This window comes from Streptomyces sp. NPDC003011 (assembly GCF_053591515.1).
In genome coordinates, this window is the sequence record NZ_JBSFTY010000010.1 from 34,523 (window position 1) to 50,921 (window position 16,399).

Here is a 16,399-nt window from a genome sequence, read left to right on the forward strand (position 1 = left end):
CATCGTCACGATGCGAAGGCGCGACGGATTTGATCAGTCGTCAACTACCGGGTGTGTTCAATGCGTTGACACGTGCATTACGGAGGCTTTACGTTCCGGCCATCTGAGAGCGCTCTCAGACTCCTCTCTGTGAAGACTTGAGGTGCCGTATGCCATCCCCACGCACCAGATCGGCAGTGGTCCTGCTTCTGGCCACAGCCCTCGCCGTCGTCGGCCTCGGCCCGGCCGCCGTACCGGCGGCCGCCGCCACCGTCCCCGTAGGCTCCGGCAGCTACTCCGACACCCGGCCACCCGGCGCGTCGGGTCCCACCACCAACACGGGAACACCCGTCACGCCCAAGCTGACCGCCGCCGTCCGGAACCGGCCCGTGCCCACCAACGACTGGTGGTCCTCCCTCGCCTTCCAGCGCTACGGCGACAACCCGTACTCGACCCCCATGTACGGGCACCCCCTCACCTACCAGGCCACGGCCGGCGGGCTCGACGTCGGCTACCCGACGACCCCCGCGATCGTCGGTGACGGCCGCCAGTACGAGTACGCCCACAAGCGCGACCTCACCATCGGACTGACCGGCCTCAACTCGCCCGACACCAAGGCCGACGGCTGGTCCGACTGGACGGTCACCCCCCTGTGGTCCGACGGTGCCCGCACCCTGCGCACCACCATCGGCCACGGCTCCCCGTTCGTGTACGCCAAGGGCTCCGGCGGCAACGCCCAGATCACCACCGCCGGCGCACCCACCGTCTTCGCCGACCAGGGCAACGTCCTCGGCATCACCGTCGCCGGACACCACTACGCCCTCTTCGCACCGACAGGCAGCGACTGGAACGTCGCCGGCTCCACCGTCACCGCGGGTCTCGGCTCCAAGGACTACTTCTCCGTCGCCGTGCTGCCGTCCACCGGCGCACTGGCGACCTTCCAGAAGTACGCCTACAGCTTCGTCACCGACTCCAAGGTCGCCTGGAGCTACACCGGGGGCACCGTCAAGGCCACCTACACGCTCACCACCGAGGCCGAGGAAGGCACCGAGCGCGGCACGCTCCAGGCCCTCTACCGCCACCAGTGGCTGAACACCGCGGACACCTTGACCTCGTACACGTATGTCTCACCACGCGGCACCATGAAGGTCCGCGAGTCGGCCTCCTTCACCACGAGCCAGAAGGCGTCCGCGGTGCTGCCCGCGCTGCCCAAGTCGAACGGTGTGGACACCGCCCGGCTGCGCGGTCACCTGAACGAGGTCGTGAACGCGGCCGATCCCTTCTCCGGCGCTTCCGACACCTACTGGACCGGCAAGGCCCTCGGCCGCCTCGCCCAACTCGTGCCCGTCGCCGAGCAGATCGGCGAGACCGGCATCCGCGACAGGCTTCTCGGGCTGATCAAGGGCAAGCTGCAGGAGTGGTTCACGGCGGGTGGCGCGAACGAGTTCAGCTACGACACGGACTGGAAGACGCTCACGGGCTACCCCGCCTCCTACGGCAGCGACACCGAGCTCAACGACCACCACTTCCACTACAGTTACTACGTCTACGCGGCGGCGATCGTCGCCCAGTACGACCAGGGATGGGCCGCCGACTCCGCCTGGGGCGGCATGGTCAAGACGCTCGTCCGGGACGCCGCCAACCCGAGCCGCACCGACACCACCTTCCCCTTCCTGCGTGGCTTCGACGTCTACGCGGGCCACAGCTGGGCCTCCGGCCACCAGGGTTTCGCCGCGGGCAACAACCAGGAGTCCTCCTCCGAGTCCACCAATCTCAGCGCGGCCCTCGTCCTGTGGGGCTCCGCCACCGGCGACACCTCGCTGCGTGACCTCGGCACCTACTTGCTGACCACCGAGTCGGAGTCGATAGCCCAGTACTGGTTCGACGCCGACGAGCAGGTGTTCCCCTCCTCCTTCGGCCACGACACGGCCGGCATGGTGTGGGGGAGCGGTGCCGCCTACGCCACCTGGTGGACCGCCAACCCCGAGGAGATCCACGGCATCAACGTCCTGCCCGTGACCGGCGGCTCGCTGCACCTCGGAGGGGAGAAGGCCGCCATCCGGCGCAACATCGCGGAGATGGAGCGGGAGAACGGCGGTCCGGCCGTCGAATGGCGCGACATCCTCTGGGAGTTCCAGTCCTTCGCGGACCCGGCCGCGGCCAAGGCGAAGTGGGACGCGGGCCACGCCGGCTACACCCCGGAGCAGGGGGAGTCCAAGGCGCACACCTACCACTGGATCAGCACCCTCGACGCCCTCGGTGCCCCGGACGCCACTGTGACCGGTGACATCCCCACCTCCGCCGTCTTCACCAAGGGGACGACTCGCACCTACGTCGCCCACAACCACGGTTCATCGGCCCGTACCGTCACGTTCTCCGACGGCAAGACCCTCTCCGTGCCGTCTCGTTCCACCGCGAGCGGCACCGGGACCGGGCCGGGGGACCCCGACCCCGACCCGCCGGCCGGGAACACCTTCCAGCTGCGCAGCGGTGGCGTCCTGACCACGGCGACCGGCGGTACGTCGGGCAGCGACACGATCCCCTCCGGGGGCGGCGCCAACCACGACGGCACCCCGTACCAGCCCCTCGTCTACGAGGTCCGCGGTGTCAACGCCACCCTCACCCCGGGCGTGGGGAGCACATTCCGGCTCCAGGTGGACGCCGGCACCACGGTCGGCCTCGGCCCACAGGCGCGGGTCAGCTACGACCTCACCGGTGACGGGACCTTCGACCGGGCCGAGACGTACCACTACTTCGCGACCGACCCGGTCACCGGGTGGGAGGAGTACACGCAGGCGCGCGGTCTCAAGGGGGCCACGGGCACACTGGGCAACCTCAGGGGCGGCACCGTACGTCTCGAGGTCTGGAGCGCGATCGGCAACGGCGCCGCGAAGCTCCAGACGGGCACGGACAAGTCCGTGGTGGTGATCCCGTACAGCTGAGCCGGCGAAGTCGTGCGGCGGGGAACTGCGTCAGTCCGTTTCCCGCCGCACCGGCGTGTCCACTCAGGTGGCACGGCGCTGTCCGCATCCGCCGTCTGTGGCGGGCGTCTCCCTCGCCGGCCGTCGAACGCCGTCCCTGCGACACAGGTGGCAGCGGAATCAACTGCCGAGGAAGCGCGGCGTCTGTCCCTGGCCGGATTCCGTGGCGCGCACGCCCGCTGGCACGGCGCGGAGGGCTCCACTCCGCTGAACTCCGCTGCGCACGGGTACGGCGCGGCGTGCCGGTCAGTGCCGCAGTGCGGCGAGGGCGTCGTCGGTGGTGGGGTGGAGGGTGAACACCTGGTCGAGGCCGACGGTCTGGAAGACGCGGGTGAGGTTGTGGTCGAGTCCGGCCAGGCTGAGGGAACAGCCGGCGGCCTCGGTGCGGTGGTAGGCGGTGACGAGCACGGTGATGCCGGTGGAGTCGCAGTAGGTGAGACCGGAGAGGTCGATCACCAGGGCGGTGCCGGGGGTGAGGGGGACGCCGTCCAGTGCCTGGGTGAGCTGTGGCGCGGTGTAATGGTCGAGTTCTCCGGCCACCTTCAGCAGGACGGGGCCGGCCTCATGGATCTGCTGGTCGACGGTCAGGATGGGGTCGGTCACCGGTTCTCCTGATGGGGGATGCGGACGGGTACGGACAGGGCGAGCAGGGCGGTGTCGTCGCCGACTTCCGGACCCAGGCTGCCGAGGAAGCCGTTCAACAGTGTGCAGCAGATGGTCGGCCGACCGTGTGCCGACGGCCGTGAGATGCCCGGCGAGATGCTCTTGGCCCCACATGTCGCCGTCCGGTGTGCGGGCCACGATGAGGGGTGTGCCTGCCTCGATGAGGCCGTCGGTGCACAGCAGCAGAGCGTCGCCCGGGCCGCCAGGGAGACAACCTTGTCGAGGGCATGATCGAACGGGTGTCGGCACGCGGGTACCTGCGAACAGTGGCCAGGCGTCTGTCCTTGTTGGAGGAACGGGCGAGGAGGCGTGCCGGAGGGCAGGGCGAGGAGGCGTGCCGAGGGACGTGAAGCCATTGCCTGGCGCCCCCTGCGTGAGCCGCTCCGCCACCATGCCGAGTGCTGATGCCCTGACTGGCCGACCTATCCTACGAAGCGATCGGCTTCGACGTGGGCAAGACGAACAAGGTACCGAGTTCGACGTGGGCGAGACGAATAGGGTACCGAGCGGAAAGCGTGCCGGCCCGGCGCCATGCGTGTCGGCCTGCCTGCCCCGTTCGGTGGGTACGTCGCTTTGTCGAGGGACGCGGTACACGGGTCGGCCACGCTGCTCGCGCGCGGTGGCCGGGGGTGGACGGCATGGACGAAAGGGTTGCCTGTGGGGCGTTCTGCAGATGCCGAGCACCGGCCGCCGGCCGCGGCGGCCGATGTGTTCGCCGCCGACGAGGCGGTCGGCGGGGACCTTGCCCTGGTGGACTGGAGTGCGACCCCGCTGGGGCCGCCGGACCACTGGCCGCAGAGTCTGCGGACGGCGGTGAGCATCCTGCTGTCATCACGGTTTCCGATGTGGATGGCATGGGGACCCGACCTGACGTTCTTCTGCAACGCCGCCTACCGCCGGGACACGCTGGGTCAGAAGTACCCGTGGGCGCTGGGCCGTCCGGCGAGCGAGGTGTGGGCGGAGATCTGGGACGACATCGGCCCGCGCATCGACGTCGTGCTGACCACGGGCCAGGCCACCTGGGACGAGGCGCTGCTGCTCTTCCTGGAACGTTCCGGGTATCCCGAGGAGAGCTACCACACCTTCTCCTACAGCCCTTTGCGGGATGACTGCGGCGTGGTGGTCGGGATGCTGTGCGTGGTCAGCGAGGAGACCGAGCGGGTCATCGGCGAACGGAGGATGGCCACGCTGCGGGACCTCGGCTCGGACCCCAGCGTCGTGCGGACCGAGGGGGAGATGCTCGCCTTCGCCGGGCAGCAGCTCGGCCGCAACCCCCGTGACCTGCCGTTCACGCTGACGTATCTCTTCCAGCCGGACGACACCGCGCGACTGGCGGGGTCCACCGGGCTGCCCGCTGGACACCCTGCGGCGCCCGTCACCCTGCCGGCCGACGCCGGGGACGCCCTGTGGCCGACCGCGGCGCCGGCCCGGGGAGAGTCCGACGTCCTCACCCTCGACGGCGTGCCGTTCACCGCGCTGCCCGTCGGAGAGTGGCCGCAACCGCCCACCCGCGCCCTGGTCGTACCCCTGTTGCAGCAGGGCAGTGATCCCTACGGGTTCCTGGTGGCCGGAGTGAACCGCTACCGCCCCCTGGACGCGAGCTACCGCGGTTTCGTCGAGCTGGTCGCCGGACACATCGCGGCCGGGATCGCCAGCGCGCGCAGCTACCAGTCCCAGCAGCGCCGGGCCGAGGAACTGGCGGAGCTGGACCGGGCGAAGACCACGTTCTTCTCGAACATCAGCCACGAGTTCCGCACTCCGCTCACTCTGATCATGGGGCCGCTGGAAGAGCTCCGCGCACGGTTCGACGGTGCCGGCTCCCGGGTGCGTGAAGAACTGGAGGCCATCCACCGCAACGGTCTCAGGCTGGGCAAGCTCGTCAACAGCCTGCTGGACTTCTCCCGTATCGAAGCCGGACGGATGCAGGCGAGGTACGAGCCGGTGGCCTTGTCGGCGGTCACCGCGGAGCTGGCCAGTGTCTTCCGCTCGGCCGTGGACAAGGCCGGTCTCGCCTTCGAGGTGGACTGCCCCGCACTGGACGAGCCGGTGTACATCGACCGGAGCATGTGGGAGAAGGTGGTCCTCAATCTGCTCAGCAACGCGCTGAAGTTCACCTTCGACGGCTCGATCAGCGTCGCGGTCCGCGGCGAGGGCGACCATGCGGTGATCACGGTCGCCGACACCGGCATCGGGGTGCCCGCTGACGAGATGCCGAGGCTCTTCGAACGCTTCCACCGCATCGAAACCGCCCGCTCCCGCTCCAACGAGGGCAGCGGCATCGGCCTCGCCCTGGTCAAGGAACTGGTCGCTCTGCACGGCGGCACGATCACCGCCGACAGCACGGTGGGCGAGGGCACCCGCTTCATCATCCGGCTGCCCTTCGGCTCCGGGCACCTGCCCGCCGACGCCCTCGCGCCGACCGCGTCAGCCGGGGCGGTCTCGGCCACGGCCGAGCCGTACGTCCTGGAAGCACTGCGCTGGCTGCCCACCGGCGCGTCCGGCCCGGACGCGCCCATGGTACCGACGTCCGACAGCGCCGCGCCCTACACCTCCGGACCCGTCGTACCGGCGCGGGTGCTGATCGCGGACGACAACGCCGACATGCGCGAATACCTCACCCGCATCCTGCGGGGCGCCGGATACCACGTGGAGGCGGTCGTCGACGGGCACGAAGCCCTGCGAGTCGTCCGCGCCGACGCCCCGGATCTCGTGGTCAGTGACGTCATGATGCCCCGGCTCGACGGGCTGTCCCTGGTGAGGGAGTTGCGCGCGGACGCGCGTACCGCGGCCGTGCCCGTGCTGCTGCTCTCCGCCCGGGCCGGTCAGGAGGCCTCCATCGAGGGCCTTCAGGCCGGTGCCGACGACTACCTCGTCAAGCCGTTCGCGGCGGCGGAACTGCTGGCTCGGGTGCGGGCCAATGTGGAACTGTCCCGCCTGCGCACGCATCACGCCCGCTGGCGCACCGCACTGGTCGACTCACTGCAGGAGGCGTTCTTCGTCTGCGACGAGGGCGGCGCGGTCATCGAGATCAACGGGGCGTTCACCGACATCCTGGGTTACGGTCCCGACGAGCTGCCCTACGCGCCGATTCACCCGTGGTGGCCGGACGCCGACAGTGATCCGGTCGCTCACCAGCAGGTCGCCGAAGCATTCGACGGTCTGACGGGGGAGGGACACGGCCGCTACACCGTGCCCGTCACCCACCGCGACGGGCATCGGCTGTGGATCGACGCCGCCTTCAACCAGGTGCGGGACCCCGACACCGGACACCGCGTGATCGTCGGCACCTTCCGTGACGTCACCGCCGAGCACTACGCCGTGCAGCGCGACAGCGCCCTCACGGCGCTGAGCCTGCGCGTCTCCCAGGCCACCAGTCTGCCCGACGCGCTGACCGGTGCCCTGAGCGAGCTGAAGGACCTGTGGCGGGCTCGGCAGGTCCTGGCCGTCGTCTTCGGCCATCGAGCGGAGCCTGTCCTGACCGCCGCGGACCCCGCACCGGAGTGGCGGGAGTTGCCAGCCGACCGGCGCGAGGCACTCGTTGCTCTGTGCGAGCGGCCCCTGCTGACTCCGGTCACCGACCACACCAGCGCGGGCATCACCGTGGAGCACCCCGACGGCCCGATGGTGCTGTGGGTGGATCTGGGGCAGAGCCGGCCGTTCACCGACGAGGACAAGCTGTTGTTGTCGCTGCTGGCCGGACACCTGGCCCAGGGCCTGGTCCGCGTCCACCAGATCGACCAGCAGCGCGAGACCGCCATCGCCCTGCAGCGGGCCATCCTGGGCCCGTCCCATCTGCCCGACGGCTTCGCCGTCCGCTACGAACCGGCCACCCAGCCCCTGGAAGTGGGCGGTGACTGGTACGACACCGTCGCCCTGCCCGACGGGCGGATCGGCATCGTGGTCGGGGACTGCGTCGGCCGGGGACTGGAAGCGGCCACCGTCATGGGACAGTTGCGCAGCGCCTGCCGCGCCCTGCTCCTGCAGGACGCCATCCCCGCCCAGACCCTCATGGCCCTGGACCACTTCGCCGCCGGCATTCCCGGCGCCGAGTGCACCACCGTGTTCTGCGGCGTCCTGGACCCGGAAACCGGCCGGCTGACCTACTCCAGTGCCGGCCACCCGCCGGGCATTCTCGCCCACCGCGACGGCACCACCCACCTCCTGGAGGCCGGGCGGTCCCTCCCGCTGGCGGTCCGCCCCGGCAGACCACGCCCCGAGGGGGAGTGCATCATCCCCGCCCGCGCCACCCTGCTGCTGTACACCGACGGCCTCGTCGAGCGCCGTCGCCGCCCGCTGAGCGAGGGCATCGACCAGGCCGGCGAGGCCGTCCAGGACGGCAGGGACGCCGCCGTCGACGACCTCGCGACCCAGGTCATGACCCGCCTGGCGCCCGAGAACGGCTACGACGACGACGTCGCCCTGCTGCTGTACCGCCACCCCGCGCCGCTGGAGCTGACCTTCCCCGCCGAGTCGTCGCAGCTCACGTCGGTCCGCAAGGCACTGCGGGCTTGGCTCGAACGATGTCAGCTGCCCCCGCAGACGGCGCAGAACGTTCTGGTCGCCGTCGGCGAGGCCTGTGCCAACGCCATCGAACACGGCCACCGCCACGCCCCGGGCGACCCCGTTCGGCTGCGCGCCGAGGCGTATGTGAACGACGTACGCGTCATCGTCGCCGACAGCGGCCGGTGGAAGACCCCGCGACCCGATGCCAACGCTCACCGCGGCCGCGGCATGACTCTGATGAGAGCCATGATGCAGCAGGTCACCCTCACCTCCGGCGCCGCCGGGACCACCGTCGAGATGCACACGAGGATCACGTGATGACCACTCCGCTCACCCTGACCCCCGGCCGGCGGCCCGACGGCACCGCGCTGCTCACAGCCGTCGGCGAGATCGACATGACCAACACCGAAGCCCTGGCCGAGGCTCTGGACAGCACGCACGGCCGGGTCGTCCTCGACCTCACCGGCGTCGAATACCTGGACAGCGCCGGCCTCAACGTGCTGTTCTTCCGCGCCGACCGCGTCGAACTCGTGGCCACTCCTCTCCTCGCCCCCGTGCTGACGATCTCGGGACTCACCGACCTCACCACCGTCCACGGTCTGTAGCGGACGCCTCAGCCCTTCCCCGTACCGCCCGGACAGCCGCCCCCGCAGCCGGGAAGCGCGCGGGGTGCGGACGTGTCCCCCCGTCGGGGACGTCTTGGCCGCGAGGGAGAGGCCGGACGCGGAAGGATGCCCTCGACCGCGGACACCGGCGCGCACGACGACTTCTTCGGGCCGGGCGGAGACTCGCCGGGCGTCGCCCGGGTACGGCAGGCCCTGCTCGACCGACACGGCCTGGACCTCCCCTGCACGGTCATCTTCCGGCAGCGCGTCCCACACCGGATCAGCGTGGCCGCACAGCAGAACGGAGACGTCGGCTGGGTCGGTGTCGGCAGCGCTCACCGCACCCGCGCGCCGCACCCGCACGGCCCCACCGTCGGCACGCCGGAAGCGAGCGTGGCCTCGGCCGCACGCTCGCGTGCACTGTTGCACACCCGGCCCCTACGCCCCGGCGGTGTGAGGCGCCGAGGTGCTTCGGCGCAGGACCAGGCGTGGGGTCATCGTGGTCTGCACGGCGTGTTCCCGGCGACCCTCGACGCGTTCGATGAGCAGGCGGGCGGCGGTGCCGCCCATGTCGTGTCCGGCCTGGTCGACGCTGCTGAGCTGGACGGTGGCGAGATCGGCGAGCGCGGTGTTGTTGTAGCCGACCAGGGAGACGTCCTCGGGGACGCGCAGGCCCAGTTCGTGGGCGGCCCGCCAGACGCCGAGCGCGGCGACGTCGGCGCCGGCCATGATGGCGGTGGGCCGGTTCTCGCCGGTCAGCAGGCTCATACCGGCCTTGTAGCCGCCCTCGTCGGTGTAGGCGGCCCGGCAGATCCGGGTGTGTTCGGCGAGGCCGTGGCGCCCCATCGCCTCGGTGTAGCCGTTGCTGAGGACGATCTCGGGCGTGCGGGCCCACTTGCTGGAGCGGGAGCCCGGCGAGGAGACCAGGGTGATGTCGCGGTGACCGAGCGAGACGAGGTGGTCGACCACCAGTGCGGCGCCCACTCCGTCGGCGTCGACGACCGAGTCGTGCAGGTCGCAAGCGTCGTGGTGACCGATGACGACCGTGGGTGTGCCCTGGGCCGTCGCCAGCACCTCGGCCCGCGGAGTGCCGGGGGCGATGAGGATCAGGCCGTCCATCTGCCGGTCCACCATGGCCCGCGTGGTCTTCCCCTGCGCCTCGGCACCGAAGCCGGCCGCGCCGATCAGGACGGTGTACTCGCTGTCGCGCAGCTCGTCGCGGACGCCGTCGAGGATGTCGGCGAAGAACGTGTTGCGGATGTTGTCGAGCAGGACGCCGATCGTGTAGGTGCGGCCGCGCATCCCGCGGGCGGCGGCCTGCGGGCGGTAGTCCAGTTCGGCGATGGCGGCGCGGACCTTCTCCTGCATCGCCGCGCTGACGCCGTAGGCGTTGCGCAGCACCTTGGAGACCGCGGCGGTGGACACCCCTGCGTGCCGCGCGACGTCGGTGATGGTGGTGCGCTTCTTCCGCCCGGCGTCCTGCTGCATTGCCATGCCCCCTGAGTGGTCACTAGTGGATACAACGGTTTACACGATGAGGTGTCCTGGCCGCCAGCCACGGCCACGTTTTCGTCGACGTTTCGGCTCCGTGTCTTGACCTTACGGTGCGGCGGAGGCACTGTGGTGCGCACTTCGGCGTGAAGAACGTTCCACAAACGTCTGCTGAGTCGCCCGTACCGGACCTGCGCCGCGCACCTCCGTTTCAACGATGACTGGGAGCCTTGCCGTGATCACCGACTCGTCCCGTGCCAGAAGGGCCCGCCTCGCGGGTCTGTCCGCGAGCGCCGCCGCGCTGGCTCTCCTCGTCTCCGCCTGCGGCGGGACGGGCGGGGGTTCGGCCTCCTCCGCCGAGGAGTTCAGCTACCTGAGCGTCACGGAGAACACCACGGTCAAGACGGCCCTGACCACCTTGTCCAAGGGCGCCTGCGCCGACCAGAACACGGAGCAGCCGCTGAAGGTGGAGACCGTCCCGCAGACGAGCCTCGACCAGAAGCTCCAGCTGCTGGCCGGACAGAACGCGCTCCCCGTGCAGTTCGCGGCGGGCAACGCACCGGCCCTCACCCAGCAGCTCTACAAGTCCGGCAAGGTCGCCGACCTGGAGAAGGAACTGACGAAGCTGGGCGTGTTCGACCAGCTGGAGCCGGCCGCGGTCTCCACGATCAAGGCGCTGTACGGCGGCAAGGTCGAGGTGCTGCCGTACGAGTACAACATCGAGGGCATCTTCTACAACAAGAAGGTCTTCGCCGACAACGGCATCACCGTCCCCGGCACCTGGGACGAACTGGTCGCCGCCGCTGCCGAGTTGGAGGCCGAGGGCATCCAGCCGTTCTCCGCCTCCGGCCAGCAGGGCTGGCCGCTGACCCGGCTGATCAGCGGTTACCTCTACCGCAGCCTGGGTCCGGACGCCCTGAAGCAGGTCGCCGACGGCAAGGCGAAGCTGACCGACCCCGCGTACGTGAAGGCGGCCCAGGCGGTGGCCGACCTGGGCGAGAAGAACTACTTCGGCAAGGGCGTCGGCTCCATCGACTACGACACCTCGATGAACCAGTTCCTGACCGGCAAGGCCGCCATGCTCTACATGGGCAGCTGGGCGCTGGCGAACATCACCGACGAGAAGCAGAACAAGGTCGGCGCGGATAATGTCGGTTTCATGCCGTTCCCGGCCGTGTCCGGCGGCAAGGGCTCCGTCGACCAGTACCCCTCCAACGTCGGCCTCGGCATCACCCTCAACGCCAAGTCCTTCGACAAGAGGACCGGTGACTGGGTCTCCTGCATCGCGAAGAACTACGGCAGCACCGCGCTGAAGGACCAGGGCGCGATCTCCGGCTTCAAGGTCAACACCGAGGTGGCGAACGCCAACGAGGTCACCGGCCAGGTCCGCGACACCATCAGCTCCTCGCAGCAGAACGTGCTGTGGTTCGAGGCGCTGTTCAGCACCAAGGCCACCACGGTGAGCCAGACCAACGCCGCGTCCCTGGTCAACGGAAGCATGAGCGCCGAGCAGTTCATGCAGACCGTGCAGGACGCCCTCGCCGGCCGGTGAGCGGAGCAGTCCGGGGTCCGGCGTCGGTGACGACCGGGCCCCGTACCGCACAGCACTCCTCTTACGACGAAGTGGACTCTCCTCCATGCACCGCGTACTCGGTGACCGCCGGGCCGTCCTGATCCTGCTCGGCCCCGCTCTCCTCGTCTACTCACTCATCATGCTCGCGCCCATGGGGTGGTCGCTGGGGTACTCCTTCACCAAGGGCAACCCCATCGACGGTTTCACCGGCAACGGCCTGGACAACTTCCAGCGGCTCTTCACCGACCAGGCCGTCCGCGACGCCCTGTGGTTCACCCTCAAGTACGCCGTCGTCGTCACCGTCGGCCAGGTCGTCGCCGGCTACCTCCTCGCGCTGCTGTACGTGTTCTTCCTCAAGAAGGCCTCCGCGCTGATCCGCACCCTGGTGTTCTTCCCGGTGGTGCTGCCCACGGTCGCGGTCGGTCTGCTCTTCCAGAAGTTCTTCCAGGTCGCCCCGCAGACCGGCCCGGTCAACTCGCTGCTGAACGCGGTGGGGCTGGACTCGGTCGACTGGTTCGCCGGTGCGGGCAGCGCCTTCTGGGTGCTGGTCATCATGGACATCTGGCGGTCCATGGGCTTCTACGCCGTCCTGCTCTTCGCCGGTCTGGTCGACATCCCCGAGGAGGTGCTGGAGTCGGCGCGGCTGGACGGCGCCTCAGGGCTGCGCCTGGTGCGGCACATCGTGCTGCCGATGTCGTTCCCGGTGCTGATGTCCTCACTGATCTTCAGCATCAACGGCACGCTCAAGGTGTTCGACTCCATCGTCGCCCTCACCAACGGCGGGCCCGGCAGCGGCACCACCCCCCTGACCCTGTACATGTTCCAGACGTCGTTCACCTACAGCGACTACGGCTACGGCAGCACCATCGCGCTGCTGCTGACCGTGGTGTGCCTGCTGGTGAGCCTGGTCGTCTTCCGCGTCTCGCGGCGCGACCTCACGGAGGGCTGATCCCATGGCCGTCAACACGCCCTCGAAGAGCGCGGCGACCGGCTTCCCCCGGCGTGCCGTTCCCACGGCAGGGGGCCGGCCGAAACGCCGCCGGCCGGGCCGCGCGGGGGTGCGGATCGTCGTGGCGCTGTTGCTGGTGGTCGAGGTGTATCCGCTGGTCTGGATGTTCCTGACCTCGCTGAAGTCCAACGACGACTACCTGAACAACTCCACCTGGAGCCTGCCCACGACCTGGGAGTGGGGCAACTACAGCGAGGCCTGGACCACCGGCAACCTCGGCCTGTACGTGCAGAACAGCGCGCTCGCCGTGCTGCCCGCCCTCGCCCTGATCCTGTTGCTCGGCACCGCCGCCGGCTTCGCCCTCCAGATCATGGTGTGGAAGGGCCGCAGCCTCACCCTGCTGGTCTTCCTGGCCGGGATGATGGTGCCCCCGCAGCTGATCCTGCTGCCCCTGTTCACCGTCTACTTCCAGACCGGACTGTCCGGCACGCTGTGGCCGCTCATCCTCACCTACACCGGCACCGGTCTGCCGCTGACGGTGTTCATGATGGCCACCTACTACCGCACGGTGCCCCGCGAGCTGTTCGAGGCGGCCACCATCGACGGCGCCGGCATCCTGCGCGCGTTCTGGACCATCAGCGTGCCCATGGTCCGCAACGCCATCCTCACCGTCGGCCTGGTGCAGTTCTTCTTCATCTGGAACGACCTGCTCATCGCGCTGACCTTCACCAACAGCCAGGATCTTCGCACCATCCAGGTCGGCCTGCTCAACTTCACCGGCGACTTCGGGGCCACCCAGTACGGTCCGCTGTTCGCCGCCATCTGCATCAATGTCTTCGGCACCCTGGCGATCTACCTCTTCCTCAACCAGAAGGTGATGAAGGGGCTGACCTCCGGAGCCGTCAAGGGCTGACGACCGGCCTCACCCCCTCGCTCCCTCCCGCCGCTCCCGGCGGCGAGCCGGTCGCCCCCGCCCGTTTTCACGGAAGGTCCCCCATCTGATGTCGTCCCAGCCTGCCCCGGTCACGTTCGAACACGTGCGCCACGGCCTCGGTGTCGGCGTGGCCGAACCCCGCCTGTCCTGGATCCTGCCGCCCGGCAGCGGATCCCAGGACGCCTACGAGATCGAGATCGACCGGACCGGCCGGGTCCACCGCACGGGCCGGACACCCGCAGCGGACCAGGTCCTGGTGGCCTGGCCGGACCGCCCCCTCCGGTCCCGGGAGCGCGCCGGCGTACGGGTACGGGTGTGGACCGGCGGGGCCACCGCCCCTTCGGCGTGGAGCACGACGGCCACGGTGGAGGCGGGCCTGCTCGACCCCGCCGACTGGGTCGCGCGGCCCGTCGGCGGGGCCTGGCCCGAGGACGCCGACAGCGACCGCCGCCCGGCCCGCGTCCGCAGGCAGTTCACGCTGTCGAGGCCGGTGCGGCGGGCCCGTCTCTACGCCACCGCGCACGGACTCTACGAGGCGGAGATCAACGGCCGCCGCGTCGGCGACGACGCCCTCTCGCCGGGCTGGACCGTCTACGGCGAACGCCTGCGCTACTACACCTATGACGTCACCGCACACCTCACCCAGGGCGCCAACGCCATCGGCGCCTGGCTCGCCGACGGCTGGTACCGCGGACGCATCGGCTTCGACGGCGGACACCGCAACCTCTACGGCACCGACCAGTCCTTCCTGGCCCAGCTGGAGGTCACCCACGACGACGGCACCACCACCGTCCTCGCCACCGACGCCTCCTGGCAGGCCGCCCCCGGCCCGATCCTCTTCAGCGGCCTGTACGAAGGCGAGACCTTCGACGCCCGCCTGCACGACCCCGGCTGGGCCACCGCCCGCCCCGGCACCGATCCCGGCTGGAGCCCCGTCGCCGTCCGCGAGCGGGACCCCCGCACCCTGACCGCACCCCGCAGCGCACCAGTGCGCCGCACCGACGAACTCCGCCCGGTCGCCGTGACCCGCAAGGACGACGGGCGTTTCCTCCTCGACTTCGGCCAGAACCTCGTCGGCCGTCTGCGGATCACCGTCGACGGGCCGGCCGGCACCCGGGTCACCCTGCGCCACGCGGAAGTCCTCCAGGACGGCGAACTGGCCACCCGCCCCCTGCGCGAGGCCGTCTCCACCGACACCTACCTCCTCGACGGCTCCGGAGCGCAGAGCTGGGAACCGCGCTTCACCCTGCACGGCTTCCGCTACGCCGAAGTCACCGGCTGGCCAGGGGAGTTGACCGAGGACGCCGTCGTGGCCCGGGTCCTGCACACCGACATGCGCCGCACCGGCTGGTTCGAGTGCAGCGACCCGATGGTCAACCGGCTGCACGAGAACGTCGTATGGAGCATGCGCGGCAACTTCGTCGACATCCCCACCGACTGCCCCCAGCGCGACGAACGCCTCGGCTGGACCGGTGACATCCAGGTCTTCGCCCCCACCGCCGCCTTCCTCCACGACTGCGCCGGCATGCTCGACTCCTGGCTCACCGACGTCGGTGTCGAACAGCTGCCCGACGGGACGGTGCCCTGGTACGTGCCCGTCATCCCCGGCGGCCCGCAGTGGACCCCGATCAGACCCGGAGCGGCCTGGGGTGATGTCGCCTCTCTGACCCCCTGGGTGCTCTACCGGCGCTTCGGCGACCTCGACCTGTTGCGCCGTCACTTCCCCATGGGCCGCGCCTGGGTGGACCTGATGGAACGGCTGGCCGGACCGACCCGGCTGTGGGACACCGGCCCGCAGCTGGGGGACTGGCTGGACCCCATCGCCCCGCCCGACGACCCGGCCGGCGCCCGCACCGACCGCCATCTCGTGGCCACCGCCTACTTCGCCCGGTCGGCCCGCCATCTTCAGTGGTCCGCCCGCGAGTTGGGGTACACCGGGGAAGCGGAACGCTACCGGCGGCTGGCCGACGAGGTCACCGCCGCCTTCCGACGCCGTTACGTACGGCCCGGCGGCCGGATGACCAGCGACAGTCCGACGGCCTACTCGCTGGCCCTCGTCTTCGAACTGCTCGACGACCCCGAGCAGCGCCGGTTCGCCGGCGACCGGCTTGCCGAACTGGTCCTGGCCGACGACGCCCGTATCGCCACCGGGTTCGTCGGCACCCCGCTGATCTGCGACGCCCTCACCGACACCGGGCACGTCGAGGTCGCCTACCGGCTGCTCACCCAGACCGAGTGCCCCTCGTGGCTGTACCCGGTCACCATGGGAGCCACGACGATCTGGGAACGCTGGGACAGCCTGCGCCCCGACGGCACCCTCAACCCCGGCGGCATGACCTCCTTCAACCACTACGCCCTCGGAGCCGTCGCGGACTGGCTGCACCGCGTCGTCGCGGGCCTGGACCTCACCTCGCCCGGCTACCGCACCCTCGCCTTCCGTCCCCGCCCCGGCGGGGGCATCACCTGGGCCAGGGCCCGGCACGAGACCCCCTACGGCACGGCCGCCGTCTCCTGGCAGAGCACCGGCACCGCCATGACGGTCGACGTCGTGGTACCCGACGGCTGCGAGGGCGTGATCGACCTCCCCGGATACGCCTTGCTCGCCGTCGGCCCCGGCGAGCACCGGATCGACACCCGTGACCTGGAGCGCGCGGCCGCCTGAGGAGGGAGACCGGGAGCGGGACGCCGGGCTGCCCCGACCCGGCCCCGACGCCACCCGGC

General features: G+C 70.3%; 9 protein-coding genes. 7 read left to right on the forward strand and 2 right to left on the reverse strand.

From position 1 onward, the window contains the following. The first annotated feature begins 149 nt into the window (after positions 1 to 149). The gene (locus tag ACWD0J_RS07590; protein WP_451494828.1) at positions 150 to 2,921 is read left to right on the forward strand and encodes a glycosyl hydrolase; all 2,772 of its coding nucleotides are present in this window, start codon (positions 150 to 152) and stop codon (positions 2,919 to 2,921) included. A gap of 285 nt (positions 2,922 to 3,206) precedes the next feature. Here ACWD0J_RS07590 and ACWD0J_RS07595 read toward each other — a convergent pair whose 3' ends face one another. After that, positions 3,207 to 3,563 (reverse strand): STAS domain-containing protein, encoded by a 357-nt coding sequence (locus ACWD0J_RS07595; protein ID WP_451494829.1) that lies wholly within the window; start codon positions 3,561 to 3,563, stop codon positions 3,207 to 3,209. Positions 3,564 to 4,280: 717 nt separating this feature from the next. On the opposite strand from ACWD0J_RS07595, the gene ACWD0J_RS07600 reads away from it, so the two are divergent. Together ACWD0J_RS07600 and ACWD0J_RS07605 are read left to right on the forward strand one after the other, a co-directional pair. Continuing rightward, positions 4,281 to 8,444, forward strand: a complete 4,164-nt coding sequence (locus tag ACWD0J_RS07600; protein WP_451494830.1) for a SpoIIE family protein phosphatase — start codon at positions 4,281 to 4,283, stop codon at positions 8,442 to 8,444. Beyond that, complete coding sequence (locus ACWD0J_RS07605) at positions 8,444 to 8,731, forward strand: STAS domain-containing protein (RefSeq protein WP_451494831.1); 288 nt, start codon at positions 8,444 to 8,446, stop codon at positions 8,729 to 8,731. Before ACWD0J_RS07600 ends, ACWD0J_RS07605 begins: the two co-directional genes overlap by 1 nt. Positions 8,732 to 9,169: 438 nt before the next feature. Here the strand turns inward: ACWD0J_RS07605 and ACWD0J_RS07610 are convergent, their stop codons facing one another. Further along, the gene (locus tag ACWD0J_RS07610) at positions 9,170 to 10,225 is read right to left on the reverse strand and encodes a LacI family DNA-binding transcriptional regulator (protein ID WP_451494832.1); all 1,056 of its coding nucleotides are present in this window, start codon (positions 10,223 to 10,225) and stop codon (positions 9,170 to 9,172) included. Positions 10,226 to 10,439: 214 nt separating this feature from the next. On the opposite strand from ACWD0J_RS07610, the gene ACWD0J_RS07615 reads away from it, so the two are divergent. The 4 genes from ACWD0J_RS07615 (at position 10,440) to ACWD0J_RS07630 (ending at position 16,340) form a co-directional block, all read left to right on the forward strand. Further along, on the forward strand, positions 10,440 to 11,774 hold the full coding sequence (locus tag ACWD0J_RS07615) for an ABC transporter substrate-binding protein (RefSeq protein ID WP_451494833.1): 1,335 nt from the start codon (positions 10,440 to 10,442) through the stop codon (positions 11,772 to 11,774). A gap of 85 nt (positions 11,775 to 11,859) precedes the next feature. After that, a complete protein-coding gene (locus tag ACWD0J_RS07620) occupies positions 11,860 to 12,744 on the forward strand; it encodes a carbohydrate ABC transporter permease (RefSeq protein ID WP_451494834.1) in 885 nt (294 codons plus the stop codon). A gap of 4 nt (positions 12,745 to 12,748) precedes the next feature. After that, on the forward strand, positions 12,749 to 13,657 hold the full coding sequence (locus ACWD0J_RS07625) for a carbohydrate ABC transporter permease (protein WP_451494835.1): 909 nt from the start codon (positions 12,749 to 12,751) through the stop codon (positions 13,655 to 13,657). A gap of 88 nt (positions 13,658 to 13,745) precedes the next feature. After that, on the forward strand, positions 13,746 to 16,340 hold the full coding sequence (locus tag ACWD0J_RS07630) for a family 78 glycoside hydrolase catalytic domain (RefSeq protein ID WP_451494836.1): 2,595 nt from the start codon (positions 13,746 to 13,748) through the stop codon (positions 16,338 to 16,340). Positions 16,341 to 16,399: the final 59 nt, after the last annotated feature.